This is a genomic window from Gammaproteobacteria bacterium (genome assembly GCA_013001575.1).
Classification (GTDB): Bacteria; Pseudomonadota; Gammaproteobacteria; order Steroidobacterales; family JABDMI01; genus JABDMI01.
The window spans coordinates 35,278-53,808 of record JABDMI010000029.1; the positions used below are offsets into that span (position 1 = coordinate 35,278).

Genomic DNA, 18,531 nt, shown 5'->3' on the forward strand with positions numbered 1-18,531 from the left:
CAATCTTTAGTCAGCAAACCACAGTTTCATGCTGTCGATCGCGCGTTTGAAAATGCCGGCTTGTTCAATATCTGACACCGGGTACAGGTGTGCGCTGGCAATAATTTTGTTGTCCAGAGAGATCTCCAGATTTCCAACCACACTGTCCTTACTTAATGGAGCAATGATCTGGGCAGGTATATTACTGGAAATCTTCAGATCTTGATAACGTCCACGCGGAATGGTCACGGCCACAGCGTGTTTGCTGCTAAGTCCCACATTTTCTTGTTCGGCTTTCCAGACGCGTTGTTCAAAGATCGTTTGACCCGGGCTGTACAGGGTTTTGGCCTCAAAAAAACTAAAGCCGTAGTTCAACAAGGTCTGGCTGGCATTGATCCGGGCTTTAGCGCTATTGGTACCAAGTACTACCGTGATCAAACGCATACCTTTTTTCTTGGCCGATGCAGCCAGGCAATAACCCGCGGCTTCGGTGTGTCCGGTTTTTATGCCGTCGATGCTGTCATCCCGCCACAACAGATTATTGCGATTACTTTGTTTGATATTGTTGTAGGTAAATTCTTTTTCCTTGTACATCGCATAATGCACGGGAAAGTCATTGATCAGGGCTTTTGAGAGTGTGGCGATGTCGCGCGCGGTGGTGTAATGCATATCATCGGTATAGCCGGTGCTATTGCGATAATTGGTATTGTTCAGCCCTAATTCCTTGGCGTATTCGTTCATCAGACTGGCAAAGGCCTCCTCATTGCCGGCGACATGTTCAGCCAGAGCGATCGCTGCATCATTACCAGATTGAATGATCAAGCCACGCAAAAGATCTATCAGTTTGACGCGAGTGTTGATCTCCAGATAGGTTGTGGAGCCTTCGGCTTGGTAAGCGTTGTCAGAAATGAACACTTCGTCATCAAGACTTATACGTCCTTTGGCAATTGAATCCGCCACCACATAGCTGGTCATGATCTTGGTAATACTTGCTGGATTAATGCGCTCGTCCACATTTTCTTCGGCCAGGATCTGGCCACTGGCAGCGTCGATCAGTAAATAATTTTCAGCATTGATATTGGGTGGTTGGGGGACGACATTTGCCGCGTGCAGGCTGGATATGGTCAGCATTCCAAGCAGGCATAACAAGAACAATCTTTTCATTGACACAGGATTTCCGAAAGTGATTGGTTTTAGAATTGTCTTTAGGCTCAAACGGGTGCGTATTTTACAGGATATGCCAGTTAGCTGCAGTTAATCTCTAAGTAGAATACTATGCTGAATGCCGAGCCGTTTCAGCTCTGATATAACTACATCATATTGTTTACCGTTAACGATTGGGCCAACCTGAACGCGGTAAACCACCTGTGCATTGTCGCTTCTAACAGAATGAATGCGGGTTGGGGAAATTCCGTTTGATCTCAGTTTTTGGCGATAACGGCTGGCATTATTTCGGTCACCAAAAGAGGCTACCTGGATAAACCCGGGGCGCTCCGGTGACGCAATGCGTTGCTGCTCTTCGACCAGGTTCAGGTCGTCAAGGCCGCGAATGCTCACTGGCGCCGTGCCATGTTGAACCACGTCCAATGCCTGGGCGGCTGCATAGGAGAGATCAATGACCCGGTCGTCGATAAAGGGCCCGCGGTCATTCACCCGCAAGACCGCCGATTTGCCGTTGAGTTGATTGGTCACTTCCACGAAACTGGGCAATGGTAAGTGCTTGTGGGCGGCGGTCATGGCGTGCATGTCATAAATCTCGCCATTGGATGTTTTACGTCCATGAAAAGGGTCGCCATACCAGGAAGCAATGCCGGTTTCGCTAAATCCAAGACTGCTTTTCAATACGGCGTAGCGACGCCCATTGAGCACATAAAAGTTTTCGATATTTTGCGCATCGACATTTTCAGGAACCGAGTCATTGGACCTGACTACGATCGGCACGTGGGAGCCGGCGGGTGTACTTTTAGACGGTGTGTCTGAGGTTCTATCTGGATAGTTAAGAGAGCATGAGGCTAGAACGAGAGAGAAAACGCCAAACAGTATCCAGCTAGATCGAATATTACCGTGTTGCATGATTTATTGAGCTACGCTTTGTTCAGGTGTTTGCAAAAATTCCTGACTCAATTCAAAAACTGCACGCGCGTATTTAGGGCTACGGTTATAACGCGTGATGCTGTAGAAATTATTAAAACCAATAACAATGTCGGTGCTGTTTTTTTGTTGCATGGTCAAAAACATGGCCGGCGCATCATCCGCAAGAGTGGTATTGAATTCATAACCGCATTTACCATTGCGTAATGAGCCCACGGTGTGGTTTTTGAGGCTTACTTTACTCTCGGGGAATTTCTTTTCGCAACCTGGTCTGGTTTGCGCCAAGGCTAATACGTCTTCGCCATCTTTCCATTTGTGCACATTAAAATAATTTGCCACGCTGAATATCGTGTCAGGCCAGCTTTGCCAGAGGTCAACAATATTGTCGCCATCGCCGTCTACGGCAAAGTCACGATAACTGCTGGGGATGAACTGACCGTTGCCCATGGCGCCCGCGTAACTGCCAATCAGCGTGGTTGGGTCAAAGCCTTGTTCGCGGCTTAATAAAAATAGCTCTTCAAGCTGATTGATGAATAATTTTCGCCGTGGCGGGTAATTAAAGCCTAGAGTAACCAGGGCATCCAATACTTTGGTTTTGCCGTAATTGGCGCCGTACTGGGTCTCTACACCAATAATCGCGGTAATGATCTCCGGCGCTACCCCAAATTTCTTTTCAGCCGCCGCCAGTGTGGCCTGGTGGGCTTGCATAAACTTTTTGCCATTATCGATGCGTTTTTGATTCAGGAATATATTGCGGTACTCGTACCATTCTTTGCTTTTTTCTGCAGGGCGCGCGATCAATTCTAAAATCCAGGTCTGGTTTTTACCTTGTGCCAGTACAGACTGGATCTCGTCTGCAGTGAATTCATGCTCTCTAATCATTTTTTCGACAAAAGCTTTTACCAAAGGGCGATCAAGATCAATGCTTTCCACGCTAGCATGCGCGGCCAGTTCTGTTTCACTTTCTGCAGGCCATACAGATTCAGAATTTTGCTCGACTTGTTTTGCGTTTTGACTCGCAGGCGCTTGAGCATTGCTTTCAGCCACCAGGGATTGGGATTCATCAATAGACGTGCACGCCGTTATGCAAAAAGTAAAAAACAGTAAAGTAAGCATTCTTGCTGTCATTGGGTCACCAGTAAGTCAAATTGCGTTTAAAGCAACATTATACGAGAAAAACGAAAAACTCACGCATGCCTTGTTGCAAATTCATATGGCAAATTCTTATTGCAAATTACTGAACATGCGTTTGTGGGTTTGAATAGACATTAACATACCAAAACCCGCCATCAAGGTAACCATGGAGGTGCCGCCATAACTGATTAATGGTAATGGCACACCAACCACCGGCAATAATCCTGTAACCATGCCGGTATTCACAAATATATAAACAAAAAATGTCAAACTGATGCTGCCCGCGAGCAAACGCTCAAAAGTGTCATTGGCTTGTGAGGCAATTATCAAACCGCGCAAAATAATCAATACATACACGATGAGTAATATCAATAAACCCATGAGTCCAAACTCTTCACCAAGTACTGCAAAAATGAAGTCGGTGGTTCGTTCCGGTAAAAACTCAAGTTGTCCCTGGGTCCCATTCAACCAGCCTTTACCAAATATTCCTCCTGATCCAATTGCGATCTTGGATTGAATAATGTGATAGCCGGAGCCAAGTGGATCGCTTTCGGGATTCAGAAAGGTCAACACCCGGGTTTTCTGGTAGTCCTGCATTAATGTGAACCAATAGGCGGGTGCGGCGATCATGGCAATAACCCCGCTAAGCAATATGAAGCGAAGTGATAAACCGGCTAACAAAATCACAAAAACTCCAGACGCCGCGATAAGCAAGGCAGTTCCCAGGTCAGGCTGAATGGAGATCAGTGCCGTTGGCACAATGATCATACCAAGGGCTAACATATTCACCCCGAATTTCGCCGGCAAGGGGCGAAAATGCAAATACCAGGCCACCATCATGGGTACTGCGAGTTTCATGAGCTCGGATGGTTGAAAGCGAATGAGTCCAAGATCCAGCCAGCGTTGTGCGCCTTTTCCGACATCGCCGGCAAATTTAACCGCAATTAACATACTCAGTCCGATCAAGAACAGAATGGGTGCCCATATGCGTAAAAATTTGGGTGGTATCTGGGCAACCACAAACATGGCGCCCAGGGCAATTCCGAAGCGGATGACCTGTCGAGTCAATAATGCCGTCGATTGATTGCTGGCACTGTATAAAACAAAAAAGCCGAACAAAGCTACCAACAGTATCAATGCCAGCAACACACTATCAATGTGTAAGCGTGTAGCCAAACCACCTTCGTCCCCGAGGTTTTTTTGCCCGCGAAAGAGTTTGATGAGTTTATTTAACATGTTGGCATCATCGCTTATTTAGTTTTGTTCAAGTGTTCAAGGATAAGGTCACGCGCAATGGGTGCAGCAACCGAGCTACCGCCACCACCATTCTCGACTATGACGGCAACAGCAATTTTCGGGTCATCAATCGGGGCAAAGGCAATAAATAATGAATGATCACGCAAGCGCTCGTCCAGTTCTTCTGCGATGTACTCAGCATCTTCAGCGAGGGTAAAAACTTGCGCGGTACCCGATTTTCCCGCCATACGAAAATCCAGATCTTTACCGATATGCCGTGCAGTTCCTTTGAGACCATGCATCACGGATTCCATTCCGCTTATTATTTCATCCCAATGCCTGGCATCGGCTTTTACACTTAAAAAGTGTTTGCTGTCATCGGTAAAGTCGAGCTGGTAATCGCTACCAATGCGTTTGACCAGATGCGGTTGATGATATTCGCCACGCATGGCAGTGATCGCAGTCGCCGTGGCCAGTTGTAGTGGTGATGCCAACATATAACCCTGACCAATACCCGCAATCACGGTTTCACCAGGGAACCAGACCTTGTCTGCAGGATTTTTGAAATTGTTTCGTTTCCATGCGCGCGAAGGCAATATACCTTTGCGGCTGCCTCGAATTTGCGGATCTATGTGTTCGCCTAATTTAAAATTTCGCAAGAAATCGTGCATGTTGTCGATACCCAATTCCAGCGCAAGCTCGTAAAAATATACATCACACGATTCAGTGATGGCACCAAAAAGATTCACCCGGCCATGACCCTCGCGTTTCCAGTCACGATAAGGCCGTTCATTTTCCGGCAACTTGAAAAAACCTGGACAATAGGTGCTGTGCGCACGATGTGTTTTGTTCAATTGCAATCCGGCCAGGCCGATCATGGGTTTTACGGTGGAACCGGGCGGATAGTTTCCACTGATGGCCCGATTAAGTAAGGGCTTGTCAGTATCGTCCAGAAATACATTGTATTCGGCTTGGGTGAGACCCCGACTGAAACCGTTTCCGTCATAGGCGGGCGAGCTCACCATAGTGAGGATCTCGCCATTTGTAGGGTCGATGGCAACCACGGCACCCCGTTTATCTCGCAGCGCGTCTAGCGCCACCGCTTGCAGTCCGGCATCAATGGTCAGCTGTAGATCTGAACCCGATTCAGGGGTTTGTTCTTCAATCACATCCAGCAAGCGCCCTTGTGCATTGGCAAGTAATTGTCGATATCCAACTTTACCCAGCAAATATTGTTCGAAGGTTTGTTCAATACCGGTTTTTCCAATGTATGAGGTACCGGCATAGGCGCGTTTGTCGATTCTTTCCAGATCGCGATCATTGATCCCGCCCATGTAGCCAACTACATGCACACTTTCTTCGGCCAGGGGATAATGACGCGTGAGTCGTGCGCGAACATGTACACCCGGCAGGTCAGGAATGTTCGCAGCTATTGCGGCCACACTTTGCTCGTCCATGTGATGCAGTAATGGGACCTGTTCGAAAGATCGGTAACGTTTACGGTTGGTGTTAAAACGCTCGCGTTGCTCACTTGAGAATGGGATGAATTTTTCAATCGCGTCCAGCGTTTCATCTACGTTAGGTGTTTCTTCCGGAATAATAACCACTTCAAAACTCGGGATGTTCTCGGCAAGTTTTTTTCCATAGCGGTCATAGATCAAACCGCGGTTGGGTGGCATAGGTTCGATACGGATTCGGTTTCCGGCTGACAACTCACTGTAATGCTGAAAATTCAATACTTGCAAAAAAGCCAGTCGACCAAACAGCAATACAAACAAAGCGGTGATCAGGACCATGGCCAAAATGATCCTGAAACGAAATACCTGTTTTTCCAGATGACGGTTTTTCATCTGCTTGCGTGTGCGTATCAGTTTCATGCGTGCCTGCCGGGATGCATGGAAAGGTGAGCGATCATGAGCTTGATGACTTGTGTTTCAAAGAGGGTCTATTTAGCCTGATGTTTTTTTCTTAGAATAACTTTATGCATAAACACAATAACGCCAGGCCAAAATATCATACTAAAAATTACCGCAATAAACCGTACGCTATATTCAGTTGGGCGATCCAGCAAACTTTCTATCCAGATCTGTAAAAACTGGTAAACAAATAACAAGGCTGCAACAGTGAGTAATTGTTGTGGCAGTGCGGCCAGTTGAATGCGGCGATGATTGGATAAGGCAAACACAGATATAACGATCAGGCCGAGTGCAGTTTGCCCAAAAACCAGCGTTTGACTGGCTTCCAGTGCCAAGCCGGCAAGTAAGGCCATAAACAGCGTGAAGCGCAATGGAAAAAAGATGGACCAGAATAAAATTACCAGCGGAACAAATAGTGGGCGATAGGGCGAGACGAGTTCTGGCAACGGCATAGTCGTGAGTAACAAGGCAACGACAACACTTAGAAAAATACGAATCCGAATCGCAGTCACACTAAATTCACTCATGCAGGATTACGGCGTATCTACCTGATTTTCAAGTAGTTTATCTTTTTTTTGTTTATCAATAATTGCCAACTCAGTACGCTCTGTTGGCGTAGTCGGGCTTGCTTTGGCTTTCGCTCTTTCAAGTAAATAATCGCTTTTAACCACAGCTACCTGGCGGCTTTGATCCATCGCAGCAACTGGCTCGGCAATAACTTCAAGGAAGGTTTTACTGGGGTCACGAATAATTTCCACTATTTCAGCAACCGGAATACCGACCGGAAAGCGGCCACCCAGGCCGGAAGTTACGAGTAGATCACCTTCCATAATTTCGGCATTTTGGGCAAAGTAGGGCAACAGTAAACGGGTTGAATCGCCACTGCCGTAGGCAATACTGCGTAAACCATTTCGATTCACTTCAACCGGCGTAAGGTGTTTGCTGTCGGTAATTAAAATCGCTTCGGATTGTAGAGGGTCACTGTGAAGAATTTGCCCCATGAGTCCTTGTGCGTCTATTACAACTTGACCTTTGTTAATGCCTAATTGTGCACCTTGGTTTAGAACGATGTGTTGACGACCAGGATCAAGACTAACCCGCATGATCTCGGCCATTTGTAAATTAAGTTCTTGAGCTTGTGCCGAACTTAATAAAACACGCAGGCGGTGATTTTCAGCTTCGAGTTGTTGCAAACGTTGTAATTCAAATTGTGCGTCTTTGTTCTTTACACGCAAGTGTGAATTTTCTTCGCGTAACTGGCGGCGCGAACGCATGGCGTCTTTTGACCACTGGGTGAACTCATAAGGGGTGTGGGCAAGCATGCGCACGGGATAAATTGCAGTGGTAATTGTGGTACGCATTTTTTCCAATTGCTGGTAACGCGAATCCAGCACCATCAACACAATACACAGTGAGGCAAAAAATAAAAATTGCGAAGCCAGCGAAGGACCGCGCAAAAACATTTTTCGTTGTGTTTGATTTAACGAGTTCAAAGGTTGACTCAATAATTCTCAATGGTGTTGTAAAAATGCAGCTGAGTTGGAGTGTGACGATAACTGATTGTTGCTTGAGGCAACCATGAGTTGTTTGAAACCTTCCTAAAACGCTTCCGGTAATCCATTTATTGTTATTATTTTCAATGAATTAGCTCGTAGCTTACACCTATTTCTTGAAGTGTTCAAGAAATCGGCATTTCGGGGTTTTGGGGTGGTTTTACTCCAGCCCGAAAATGGCGGGCCCGTGCTCGTCAACCATTTCCAATACGCGTCCACCACCTCGAGCTACGCAGGTCAGCGGATCGTCGGCCACCACGACCGGTAAACCGGTTTCTTCCATAAGCAAGCGGTCCAGATCTTTCAATAATGCACCACCTCCGGTTAATACGATGCCGCGTTCAGCCACATCGGCACCGAGTTCCGGTGGAGTCTGCTCAAGAGCAGCTTTTACAGCACTTACAATAGCTTGCAACGGTTCTTGCAGGGCTTCAAGGATCTCATTGGAGTTTAAGGTGAAGCTGCGCGGTATGCCTTCCGAGAGATTGCGGCCTTTGACCGAGATCTCACGGATCTCTTCGCCCGGGTAGGCGGAACCAATAGTGTGTTTGATCTTTTCGGCCGTCGCTTCACCGATCAGGATGCCGTAATTGCGTCTGACATAGCTGGTGATAGAGTCGTCAAAGCGATCACCACCGGTGCGTTCCGAGGCTGCGTAGACGATCCCGTTCAGGGAAATAACCGCGACTTCCGAGGTTCCACCACCAATATCCAGTACCATAGAACCACGAGCCTCAGAAACCGGCATGCCGGCCCCAATCGCGGCGGCCATTGGCTCTTCGATCAAATACACCCTCCGCGCACCAGCGCCTTCGGCCGATTCACGGATGGCTTTACGCTCTACCTGGGTAGAGCCAAATGGCACACAGATCAATACTCGCGGGCTAGGGTTGAAATAACTGCTGCCGTGCACTTTTTTAATAAAATGTTGCAACATAACCTCGGTCACACTGAAATCCGCGATCACACCGTCACGCAAAGGGCGGATAGCGGTGATATTTCCGGGAGTTCGTCCGAGCATATTTTTGGCTTCAAGGCCAACTGCTTGTACGATTTTTCCACCCCGACTGCCATCATCACGAATTGCGACCACCGATGGTTCATCCAGAACCACACCTTTTCCGCGCATGTAGATTAATGTATTTGCTGTTCCCAGATCGATAGAGAGATCCGAGGACATGTGACCTTTGAGCCATTTCATCATGGTTTTATACTTCTGGTTGCGAGTTTAGGAAGAATCAGATTTCAGGACATGTCCCAAAGTTCCGAGGGATTCAATAGATTAAACACGCACTCTAACAATGGGTGAGACTTTGGGCAAGCTGCAAGGTAAAATAGGCGCCCCTTGAGTCGCAGCGCAAGCCACTCAAGGCACACAGGGTGAATTCCAATCTCACCGACATCTAGACCAAAAAAATTAAACGGAGAACATCATGGCTCTGACCGCTGATGACCTACAACATATTGCCAACCTGGCCAGACTTGAGATCTGCGAGTCTGAAACCGAGGCGTATCGGCAAAAACTCAGCACCATTCTGGATATGGTCGATCAATTGAGTGCCGCGGATACCCAAGGCGTCATACCCATGGCGCATCCTCTGGATATGGCACAACGCTTACGGGCGGACGAGGTCTCGGAAACCGATCAACGCGCCTTATACCAACAGAATGCCACCCAGACTGAAGCCGGACTGTATCTGGTGCCAAAAGTTATCGAGTAATAAAGCGCTCAGACGCTGCGATTGTGATGTATCGCAGAGCCATGAACTTGCCCAGCGCATGAATATTTACCAATAAGAACCGTACTACTATGCATACCAAAACCATTGCCGAAATGAGTCGTGATCTCAAGGCAAAAAAATACAGCAGTGAAGAATTAACTCAACACTTCCTCAAGCGCATCGAGCAATACGATGACGGTTTGAATTCGTTCATTACCGTGACGGCCGAACAAGCCTTGCAACACGCTAAACAAAGCGATGCTCAGATTGCCTCCGGGGATGCGCCACTGCTTGCGGGCGTTCCGATCGCGCACAAAGACATATTTTGCACCAAAGGCATTAAAACCACTTGTGGTTCCAAAATGCTGGACAATTTTGTTTCGCCCTATGACGCAACGGTCGTGACCAATATGCGAGCCCAGGGTGTGGTGATGTTGGGTAAGACTAATATGGATGAATTCGCCATGGGGTCTTCGAACGAAACCTCGTATTTCGGACCGGTTAAAAATCCCTGGGACACCAGTAAAGTTCCCGGTGGTTCCTCCGGAGGGTCGGCGGCAGCCGTCGCGGCACGCCTGGTACCCGGTGCAACTGCTACGGATACGGGAGGCTCGATCCGTCAACCGGCGGCCTTGTGTAATCTGACCGGCATCAAGCCTACCTACGGGCGAGTCTCGCGTTATGGCATGATCGCCTTTGCATCCAGTCTTGATCAGGCCGGTACGCTCACCGCCACAGCCGAAGACTCCGCTTTATTACTTGATGCGATGTCGGGTTTTGATGAACGGGATTCCACTTCGATCGAACGCCCTAAAGACGATTATGTGTCGGGTCTGAATGATTCCCTCGAGGGTTTGCGAATTGGTGTGCCGGTAGAGTTCTTTGATCAGAACCTGAGTGATGCCATCGCCACCCCGGTCAAAGCGGCCATCCAGGAATACGAAAAACTGGGCGCAAAGATCATCGAGATCAGTTTGCCAAACTTGCATCTATCGGTACCAACTTATTATGTGGTTGCACCGGCCGAGTGTTCGTCCAATCTCTCACGCTTTGACGGTGTGCGATTTGGCCACCGCTGTGAGAATCCTAAAGACCTGGTTGATCTGTATAAGCGTTCACGCGGTGAGGGTTTTGGCGATGAAGTTAAACGCCGCATTATGACCGGGACCTATGTGCTGTCGGCCGGTTATTACGATGCCTATTATCTGCAAGCACAAAAAGCCCGACAATTGATCAAGGCGGATTTTGACAAGGCCTTTACCGAGATCGATGTGATCATGGGGCCAACCGCCCCGAATCTGGCTTTCGGCCTGGGTGATCTGATGGATGACCCGGTTACCATGTATTTAAATGACATTTACACCATTGGTGTGAATCTGGCGGGCTTGCCGGGCATGTCTATTCCCTGCGGATTTGCCAAAAACGCGGGCGGCAATGACTTGCCTGTTGGCCTGCAACTGATCGGAAACTATTTTGCCGAGGGCAAGTTGCTGAATGCCGCTCATCGCTATCAACAAGTTACCGATTTCCATTCACAACTACCCACCGCATTTGCATAAGGAGAATCACGATGACTACACCTGCCGGATGGGAAACAGTGATTGGCTTGGAGATTCACGCACAACTCGCCACTAAAACCAAAATATTCTCAGGCTCGTCAACCGCGTTTGGCGCTGCGCCAAATACCCAGGCTAATTTGGTTGACCTGGGTTACCCGGGTGTCTTGCCGGTGCTGAATAAAGAGGTTGTCCACATGGCCGTGAAATTTGGACTGGCAATTGATGCCGAAGTGGCCAAGCGCTCGGTTTTTGCGCGTAAAAATTACTTTTACCCCGATCTGCCAAAAGGCTATCAGATCAGTCAATTCGAGTTACCGGTTGTAGGCCTGGGTAAACTCGATATTACCTTGGAAGACGGCAGCACCAAAACCGTTGGTGTCACGCGTGCCCATCTGGAAGAAGACGCGGGCAAATCCTTGCATGAGGATTTTCACGGTTCCACTGGTATCGATTTGAATCGCGCTGGTACACCATTGCTTGAGATCGTGTCCGAACCGGATATGCGTTCGGCCAAAGAAGCCATTACCTACATGAAAAAAATCCACAGTTTGGTGCGTTATCTGGATATTTCCGACGGTAATATGCAAGAAGGTTCTTTCCGTTGTGATGCCAATGTGTCGGTACGACCAATCGGTCAAAAAGAATTTGGTACGCGCGCCGAAATTAAAAATTTGAACTCGTTCCGCTTTATTGAAAAAGCCATTAACCACGAAATTGAACGCCAGGTTGACCTGCTTGAGTCGGGCGGAACAGTAGTGCAAGAAACCCGTTTGTATGATGCCGACAAAGACGAGACTCGTTCCATGCGTTCCAAGGAAGAGGCCAACGATTATCGCTACTTCCCGTGTCCGGATCTTTTGCCCCTGGTCATTGATGATGATTACATTGAAGCAGTACGCAAAGAGTTACCGGAATTACCCGATGCAAAATGCACCCGCTTTAAATCGCATTACGGTTTATCGGACTACGATGCCGATATTCTCACGGCGAGTAAAGACATATCCATTTTTTACGAAGAAGTGGTCAGCGAAGTCGGTGAATCCGACGCCAAACTTGCCGCAAACTGGGTCATGGGCGATTTTTCCGCGGCCTTGAATAAGGAGGGTCTGGATCTAAATAACAGCAAGGTGTCGTCCAAAGAGTTGGCGCTGTTACTCAAGCGAATTAAAGACAACACCATTTCAGGAAAAATTGCCAAGGAAGTGTTCGAAGCCATGTGGGCCGGGGAAGGTGACGCCGACAGCGTGATCGAGGCCAAGGGTTTAAAACAGATCACCGACACCGGGGCAATTGAAGCCATCATCGATGAAGTGATTAGCAATAGTCCAAATCAACTGGAACAATATCGCAGTGGTAAGGATAAATTATTTGGTTATTTTGTCGGACAGATAATGAAAGCCACGCAAGGCAAAGCCAATCCGGCAGTGGTGAATCAATTATTAAAAAACAAACTCAAGGGCTAGTCTTTTTTAAGTAAATTATCACAATAGATCAATGTCGCAAATACCAGTACAAGACCATCACATTCGCTTTCTGTTTGAAGGCGTGAGCGTGCGTGGTGAGCTGGTGCAGTTGCAACACACCTGGGAAAAAATGCAGGAACGCCACGCTTACCCGAAAGCGGTCAAAAATATTCTGGGCGAAGCGCTCGCCGCTACGGTTTTATTGTCTTCAACCCTGAAATTCAATGGCAATCTCACCTTTCAAATGCAAGGCGACGGCGCATTACGTCTGGTGGTTGTGCAGATATCGCACGATGGATACATACGCGGGCTGGCTCGCTGGGATGGAGAAATTCCCACCGGTGGGCTAAATAAAAAAATGGGAGATGCCAGAATTGTGATCACCATTGCCAATCAGGATCGCAAAGACCCGTATCAGGCGATCGTGCCCGTGCAAGGCAAAACTATCTCCGCATGCTTGCAACATTACTTTAATTCATCGGTGCAAGTGCCCACCCGCCTGTGGCTGGGGGTGAGCGACCAGCAAGTAGCCGGAATGCTTTTGCAACGCTTGCCTGATGAAACTGAATACAAAGAAATGCACGATGAAGACTGGAACCGATTATGCATTTTGGCCGACACGGTCAAGCAAGAAGAATTATTGGCTCTGGAGCCACCGGAATTACTCTATCGCCTGTTTCATGAAGAGCAGGTTGGCATTGTTGCCAGCGAGCAGATCACCTTTGCCTGTTCTTGTTCATCAGAACGCATAGAAACCACCATCAAATCCCTGGGCCAGGCGGAAGTTTTATCGATAATTGATGAAATGGGTTCGGTAGAAGTGCGGTGTGAGTTTTGCAATAAGGCTTATCATTATTCTCGTTCGGACGCCGATAGACTATTTGATTCGGTCTCGGTGGAAGAGAATCGGACTGTGCATTAACAATAGCTATATCAATTCCTTATCATTTATGCAATTTCTGGTTACCGCACACGACTATCAAGACAGCGATGCAATAAATCGCAGGATGGCCATGCGTGACAAGCATCTTGCAGGAGCGACTAAGCTGTTATCGCAAGGAATTTTGTTGAGTGCCGGAGCATTTTTGGACGACAACGGAAAAATGATCGGGTCGTCCCTGATCTATGATATTGACAATAAAGAACTATTGGAAAAAATCTTGAATGCCGACCCTTATGTTTCTGGCCAAGTGTGGGAAAGTTTCGAGATCAGGGAAATCAAGCTTTTTAATCCGAACTAAGGGTTATTCAATCTTGCTCAACAACATCGGCACACAAGGGATATGATCCTTTTCAAAATACTCACCGTTTTCCACAAATCCAAAATTCTTATAGACATCCACCGCCATTAAGGATGAGTTGACCCGAAAGCTTTGGTTTTTAGCCTGTTCAGAACATTGCTCCAGATAAAAATCCCACATTTTTCGGGCGATACCGTGTCGTCGGTATGCTTTGTCCACAAATAAATGATAAAGATGATTGGGTTCGTCGTTATATTCTTTAATCCCGATCACACCAACTATTTGCTCCTCATGTAAAGCTATAAAATATAAATAAGCTTCCGAAAAACGCAATTTGATCTTTTCAGGTGTGTTGTGTTGAATCATAAATGCCTATGCGATCTCCGGAAGCGATGGCAGGGCATTGCGAATCACCAATTTCGAGATCTCAGTCGCATCTTTTGCAGTGGCTAAGCGAATACTTATATGCATTTAGGTTGCACTTTTTAGCCAGACTTCGATCTGTGTGCCCAGGTTTTTGAGATCAGCGTTCGCGGCCACAAAAATATTCAGGTCATCGGCACGGCGTTGATTGCCTTCACTCAGGTTTTCAAGTGCAACCAGCATGGCCTTGCCGCGAATGCCGCCCAACAGATCACGTAAACTGTCCAGCTTGTATATGGCCTTGAGACCATGCCCGGTCGAGGATTTTTTACGGCGAAAGCGCTGGGTTTTGCATTCGATTATGTGCAGTGAGTTGTTGTACAAAAAAGCCACGTCGATCTCATTCGGGATTATGCCCGTCGGGGTCTGCCGATGGACTTTGACATTGCGCGCGACATCCTGGATCTGCGGAATGTGCTGTTGCAGTTTACTGATCACATCAAACACATAAGCTTCCAGCCACCCGCCACTGGCATACCAGCGCGCCTGATAGCTTTTAAATACCAGTTCATTTTTCGTGTAGTGCAAAAATTTATGTTGCTGATAAATACCCAGTAACTGTTTTAATCCTTTGCTCTTCAGGTCATTGGGTTTGAGTCGCGTGCGATCTTCCCGGTCGGCGCGCGTGGCCAAACGGTTTAACACATTAAAGGCGTTGCTGATCTGCGGTGCGGCTTGGGCCAGAGCAAAGACCAGTTTTTTCTCCTCGCCTTCCAGCGGGCTGCGGTCAATGGCTACTGTGCCGGTTTTTACGACCTCGGCCCCTCGTACCCCCATGTAATCGTCAATACTGATCTTGTCGGCCAAATTGAAGTCTTTTCTTTTGCCGTCATTCACCCACATCAAAGTGTCGGTTTTAGGATGCACATAAAATATCGGGAGATTTGCTGCGCGAAACACATGACAGGCTGCAATATTCATTGCTTTGGTCCCGCCAGCAGCGTTTAGTGTTAATGCCGCGTTTTTGTAGGTATTGAGTAATTCCTGCATGGATTTCTGGATCGTGTGCACATCCCAGGCGTCTTGTATCTGCCAATCAATAACCGGGATTTTATGTTTTTTCAGGGTTGTGCTTAACCATTCCACTTTTTCCTGGATATCAGGGCTGGCAACAATAATGACCTGATGTGGACGCGTGCGTTTATCCAACAGAGGTGTGATGATGGTATTGGGCTGATCAGTGATCAAACACACGTGAATACGTTTTTTCTTGGTCTGTGACATGGCCTCAATGGCTGTTTGGTGTTTTGCCGGATTAATCCAGTGTAACAAAAAAGAGCGAACCGAAGTTCGCTCTCTGGATCAAGATAAATCTACTGACTTTATTCATATCCGGGATTATTGAATGCCTTGCCCATAATGACGATAACGGCTATTGGGTGGCGGCGGTACAAATCCGTAGTTGCCATAAGATCCTGACCAAAAACGGTTGCGCTCACGTTTGTTGTATCCGCAACGACTGATGCCCATTTCACACAAAGTGGCCTTACGCTCGTATTTAATAAAGTGTTTGACCGCGGCGTATTTTTCAGCTTTAAAATGCACCCGACGTGAAGGTGAATAGCGATTGTCACCGTAACCCGTGCCCAGCTCATCCAGCGCTTCTGACTGGTAACCACCTTTGGATTGTGGTGCACGTTTCTGTGCTGAACCCGATGGCGACTGTTTGCGTGATCCTGAATCACCTCTACCTTTATAAGCATAGTCGTCGTAGTCCGGCTCTCTATACCAGCGACCATTTTTCTCTTTGAACACAGCGACCGCGATCACACCCATGGCCGAACGATCCCCAAAGGTCTGGTCGGAATACGAATCCGGTACATCGGTGAAATAGAATTCGTTGATTCGATTCTTGCCACTTCTCCAGCCGTCATAAGTAGCCGCCTGGTAAGGATTAAGAATGTACATGCGTTCTTTGGCTTTGAGTTTAGACTTTTTACCACTGATGATATTGCGACCGTCAACCGCAATTACCAGGCCAATTCGCTGACGTGTGTTGTTTTTCACCCTGATGCCATACGACTTGCCGTCTTTGGCTTCCAGATAAGCACGTTTCACGCTGTATTGACCGCTATTGATCGGGTATTTTTTAAAGCGTCGCCCGTAATCATTCACCACTTGCACATCCACCAGTTTGCCGGCATGTGGATAAGCGATGCGATCATTGTCGTGACCCGCCATTAATTGCGGTACTGCAAACACGGCGATCAAGGTGAGCAATACAATAAAATAATTATTAACTTTGTTGGGTGTTTTCATAACGTACTCCTGATGAATGGTCTTGATTGCAACACACTGATGTGCTGCTTTTTTCAAGCTTCGTGAACAGATTGCCATGCAGTGACTGAATTGTGACTGAATGTAAAAAAAACATTATTCAGTTTGAATTCAGGAACTTAAGACAAAACCGTCCAGTATCAGAAGAAACGAGAGAGATCCCGGAATGGGGTTAAAAAAAGAATAAAAATATCAGCAGAAATGCGCGGGTAGTTGTATGACAGGGTTTTCGTCGGACTTTTCGGATTTGATAAGTCGAGTGACTTTTTCTTGATAGGCTGAATCTACCTGGCTCGCGAGCACACGTAATAAGGGTGAAATGTTATTTGGGTTTTCCAGGCCTGGATCGTCTAAACGATGGTGTAATTGACGTGCGATTGCCGAGGAAGTGTTGATGGTGACGGCGGCATGAAATTCTTCGTGTATGAGTTGTTCGATCAACGGGTAATGGGTGCAACCCAGAACCACTGTATCAACCTGATTATTTTTAAACTCATCCAGATACAGGCGTAACAGAGTGCGGGTTTCTGAAAAGTCCGGGTATTCATCTTCAATGGCTTGCACCAAGCCGACACAGGCTTGTTCAAAAACTTTTACATCTTTTCCCACCAGATTGCGTAAATTCGCATATTTTTGACTGCGCAAGGTCCCGGCGGTGGCAAGCACGCCGATGTTTCCGGTTTGGGTTATCTCGCAAGCCGGTTTGATCCCGGGTTCTACACCAATTATGGGTAAGTCAAAATGTTCACGACAATGCTTAATGGCAGCCGCGGTTGCTGTGTTACACGCCATAACAATGGCTTTTACCGGATAGGCAGAATAAAACTCGCACAAGCGATGCGCTCTATCGATGATCTCTTCACGACTGCGATCGCCATAGGGTAAATATTTGTTGTCAGCAATATAGATAATATCTTCGCCGGGCATTTGCTTTTGAATGGCTTTGACTACGGTTAGGCCCCCGAGTCCCGAATCCAGAACCCCAATCGGCCATTTGGGGTCCAGTTTTAGACGTGAAGAATTTTGAGAAGCGGTATTCATTAGATTAGATACTGCAATACACTAACTCTGTCCAGAGCTTGAAAATCTTGCAAACACATCTGGTAATCCAGTCCAAAGCGTTGTGCCATTTCCTGAATGTCCAGTGACTGTTCATGCCCGTGCTCTAATAACAAATAGCCATTGGGTTTAAGATAGGTTTTTGCGCCGGACACCAGTTGCTCGATAATCGCTAAACCGTTATTCTCAGCAATCAGGGCGTGACGTGGTTCGTGTTGCATGGTTGGGTGTAATAAATACTGATCGTCGGCAGCAATATATGGCGGGTTACTCACGATGAGGTCGTAATTGTCTTCTGGAAGTGCGGAAAACAAGTCGCCTTTGAACATCGCCACATTATCCAGTTGCAAGCGTGCCAAACTGCGATTGGCAACTCGCAAGGCCATGCCGTCAATATCGCAGGCATGCACTTCACAGTCGGGTCTTTCACTGGCCAGGGCAAAGGCAATCGCTCCCGAACCTGTGCAAATATCGGCAATTACTTGCTCGGAATTTTCCGGGATTAACTTTAAGGCGTGTTCAACCAGCAACTCGGTCTCGGGTCGGGGCACCAGAGTATGTTCATCTACATCCACAAGCAGATTCCAGAAGCCTTTGCTGCCCAACAGATAAGCAATGGGTTTGCCAGTGGCACGTTTTTCGATGAGGGCATCAAACTGCTCTTTATGCTCAGTAGAAACGATCTTGTCCGGCCAGGCTTTGAGTGCGCTGCGGTTACACCCCAGCACATGCGCGAGCAAGATATCAGCGTCCAGGCTTGGCGAATGACTGGCTTGATGAATTCGTTGATACGCACTTTCCAGCAAGTCGGTAACACATTGACTTGATCCGCTTAAACTCTGATCATTTGTTAAGGAATGCATGGGATTATTGTAGTGG

General features: G+C 47.4%; 18 protein-coding genes. 5 read left to right on the forward strand and 13 right to left on the reverse strand.

The genetic code is table 11. The features are described from left to right. Positions 1-6: 6 nt before the first annotated feature. The 8 genes from HKN88_02355 to HKN88_02390 form a co-directional block, all read right to left on the reverse strand. Positions 7-1,143: a D-alanyl-D-alanine carboxypeptidase gene (locus HKN88_02355; GenBank protein NNC96894.1), complete on the reverse strand. Its 1,137-nt coding sequence runs from the start codon at positions 1,141-1,143 to the stop codon at positions 7-9. A 90-nt stretch (positions 1,144-1,233) separates the two neighbouring features. Continuing rightward, entirely contained in the window at positions 1,234-1,920 is a 687-nt protein-coding gene (locus tag HKN88_02360; GenBank protein ID NNC96895.1) for a septal ring lytic transglycosylase RlpA family protein, read from the reverse strand. Between the two features lie 135 nt (positions 1,921-2,055). Beyond that, positions 2,056-3,198 (reverse strand): lytic murein transglycosylase B, encoded by a 1,143-nt coding sequence (gene mltB, locus HKN88_02365; protein NNC96896.1) that lies wholly within the window; start codon positions 3,196-3,198, stop codon positions 2,056-2,058. A gap of 96 nt (positions 3,199-3,294) precedes the next feature. Beyond that, entirely contained in the window at positions 3,295-4,440 is a 1,146-nt protein-coding gene (gene rodA / locus HKN88_02370) for a rod shape-determining protein RodA (protein NNC96897.1), read from the reverse strand. 14 nt (positions 4,441-4,454) lie between these two features. Beyond that, complete coding sequence (gene mrdA / locus HKN88_02375) at positions 4,455-6,317, reverse strand: penicillin-binding protein 2 (GenBank protein NNC96898.1); 1,863 nt, start codon at positions 6,315-6,317, stop codon at positions 4,455-4,457. A 68-nt stretch (positions 6,318-6,385) separates the two neighbouring features. After that, complete coding sequence (gene mreD, locus HKN88_02380; GenBank protein NNC96899.1) at positions 6,386-6,883, reverse strand: rod shape-determining protein MreD; 498 nt, start codon at positions 6,881-6,883, stop codon at positions 6,386-6,388. 6 nt (positions 6,884-6,889) lie between these two features. Continuing rightward, complete coding sequence (gene mreC / locus HKN88_02385) at positions 6,890-7,849, reverse strand: rod shape-determining protein MreC (GenBank protein NNC96900.1); 960 nt, start codon at positions 7,847-7,849, stop codon at positions 6,890-6,892. A 220-nt stretch (positions 7,850-8,069) separates the two neighbouring features. Further along, the gene (locus HKN88_02390; GenBank protein NNC96901.1) at positions 8,070-9,113 is read right to left on the reverse strand and encodes a rod shape-determining protein; all 1,044 of its coding nucleotides are present in this window, start codon (positions 9,111-9,113) and stop codon (positions 8,070-8,072) included. Positions 9,114-9,342: 229 nt separating this feature from the next. On the opposite strand from HKN88_02390, the gene gatC reads away from it, so the two are divergent. The 5 genes from gatC to HKN88_02415 all read left to right on the forward strand — a co-directional run bounded on the left by gatC (position 9,343) and on the right by HKN88_02415 (position 13,893). After that, positions 9,343-9,630, forward strand: a complete 288-nt coding sequence (gatC, locus tag HKN88_02395; GenBank protein NNC96902.1) for an Asp-tRNA(Asn)/Glu-tRNA(Gln) amidotransferase subunit GatC — start codon at positions 9,343-9,345, stop codon at positions 9,628-9,630. Between the two features lie 89 nt (positions 9,631-9,719). After that, entirely contained in the window at positions 9,720-11,189 is a 1,470-nt protein-coding gene (gene gatA, locus HKN88_02400; protein NNC96903.1) for an Asp-tRNA(Asn)/Glu-tRNA(Gln) amidotransferase subunit GatA, read from the forward strand. An 11-nt stretch (positions 11,190-11,200) separates the two neighbouring features. Beyond that, positions 11,201-12,652, forward strand: a complete 1,452-nt coding sequence (gene gatB, locus HKN88_02405; protein ID NNC96904.1) for an Asp-tRNA(Asn)/Glu-tRNA(Gln) amidotransferase subunit GatB — start codon at positions 11,201-11,203, stop codon at positions 12,650-12,652. Positions 12,653-12,683: 31 nt separating this feature from the next. Next, entirely contained in the window at positions 12,684-13,574 is an 891-nt protein-coding gene (hslO, locus tag HKN88_02410; protein NNC96905.1) for an Hsp33 family molecular chaperone HslO, read from the forward strand. 28 nt (positions 13,575-13,602) lie between these two features. Then, complete coding sequence (locus HKN88_02415) at positions 13,603-13,893, forward strand: hypothetical protein (GenBank protein NNC96906.1); 291 nt, start codon at positions 13,603-13,605, stop codon at positions 13,891-13,893. Positions 13,894-13,896: 3 nt separating this feature from the next. Here HKN88_02415 and HKN88_02420 read toward each other — a convergent pair whose 3' ends face one another. From HKN88_02420 to prmC, 5 genes are all read right to left on the reverse strand, one after another. After that, positions 13,897-14,259: a GNAT family N-acetyltransferase gene (locus HKN88_02420; protein ID NNC96907.1), complete on the reverse strand. Its 363-nt coding sequence runs from the start codon at positions 14,257-14,259 to the stop codon at positions 13,897-13,899. 105 nt (positions 14,260-14,364) lie between these two features. Continuing rightward, positions 14,365-15,540 carry a DUF1887 family protein gene (locus HKN88_02425; protein ID NNC96908.1) on the reverse strand — a complete coding sequence of 392 codons (1,176 nt, stop codon included), beginning with the start codon at positions 15,538-15,540 and terminating at the stop codon, positions 14,365-14,367. 114 nt (positions 15,541-15,654) lie between these two features. After that, positions 15,655-16,575, reverse strand: a complete 921-nt coding sequence (locus tag HKN88_02430) for a hypothetical protein (GenBank protein ID NNC96909.1) — start codon at positions 16,573-16,575, stop codon at positions 15,655-15,657. 210 nt (positions 16,576-16,785) lie between these two features. Next, a complete protein-coding gene (gene murI, locus HKN88_02435) occupies positions 16,786-17,634 on the reverse strand; it encodes a glutamate racemase (protein ID NNC96910.1) in 849 nt (282 codons plus the stop codon). After that, positions 17,634-18,515, reverse strand: a complete 882-nt coding sequence (prmC, locus tag HKN88_02440; GenBank protein NNC96911.1) for a peptide chain release factor N(5)-glutamine methyltransferase — start codon at positions 18,513-18,515, stop codon at positions 17,634-17,636. Before prmC ends, murI begins: the two co-directional genes overlap by 1 nt. Positions 18,516-18,531: the final 16 nt, after the last annotated feature.

Excerpts from the sequence above, each read along its gene's own strand:
- mrdA (NNC96898.1), bottom strand. The coding sequence starts at position 6,317 with ATGAAACTGATACGCACACGCAAGCAGATGAAAAACCGTCATCTGGAA.
- gatC (NNC96902.1), top strand. The coding sequence starts at position 9,343 with ATGGCTCTGACCGCTGATGACCTACAACATATTGCCAACCTGGCCAGA.
- gatB (NNC96904.1), top strand. The coding sequence starts at position 11,201 with ATGACTACACCTGCCGGATGGGAAACAGTGATTGGCTTGGAGATTCAC.
- mltB (NNC96896.1), bottom strand. The coding sequence starts at position 3,198 with ATGACAGCAAGAATGCTTACTTTACTGTTTTTTACTTTTTGCATAACG.
- gatA (NNC96903.1), top strand. The coding sequence starts at position 9,720 with ATGCATACCAAAACCATTGCCGAAATGAGTCGTGATCTCAAGGCAAAA.
- HKN88_02415 (NNC96906.1), top strand. The coding sequence starts at position 13,603 with ATGCAATTTCTGGTTACCGCACACGACTATCAAGACAGCGATGCAATA.
- HKN88_02355 (NNC96894.1), bottom strand. The coding sequence starts at position 1,143 with ATGAAAAGATTGTTCTTGTTATGCCTGCTTGGAATGCTGACCATATCC.
- rodA (NNC96897.1), bottom strand. The coding sequence starts at position 4,440 with ATGTTAAATAAACTCATCAAACTCTTTCGCGGGCAAAAAAACCTCGGG.
- mreD (NNC96899.1), bottom strand. The coding sequence starts at position 6,883 with ATGAGTGAATTTAGTGTGACTGCGATTCGGATTCGTATTTTTCTAAGT.
- HKN88_02420 (NNC96907.1), bottom strand. The coding sequence starts at position 14,259 with ATGATTCAACACAACACACCTGAAAAGATCAAATTGCGTTTTTCGGAA.
- HKN88_02430 (NNC96909.1), bottom strand. The coding sequence starts at position 16,575 with ATGAAAACACCCAACAAAGTTAATAATTATTTTATTGTATTGCTCACC.
- prmC (NNC96911.1), bottom strand. The coding sequence starts at position 18,515 with ATGCATTCCTTAACAAATGATCAGAGTTTAAGCGGATCAAGTCAATGT.
- HKN88_02425 (NNC96908.1), bottom strand. The coding sequence starts at position 15,540 with ATGTCACAGACCAAGAAAAAACGTATTCACGTGTGTTTGATCACTGAT.
- murI (NNC96910.1), bottom strand. The coding sequence starts at position 17,634 with ATGAATACCGCTTCTCAAAATTCTTCACGTCTAAAACTGGACCCCAAA.
- hslO (NNC96905.1), top strand. The coding sequence starts at position 12,684 with ATGTCGCAAATACCAGTACAAGACCATCACATTCGCTTTCTGTTTGAA.
- HKN88_02390 (NNC96901.1), bottom strand. The coding sequence starts at position 9,113 with ATGATGAAATGGCTCAAAGGTCACATGTCCTCGGATCTCTCTATCGAT.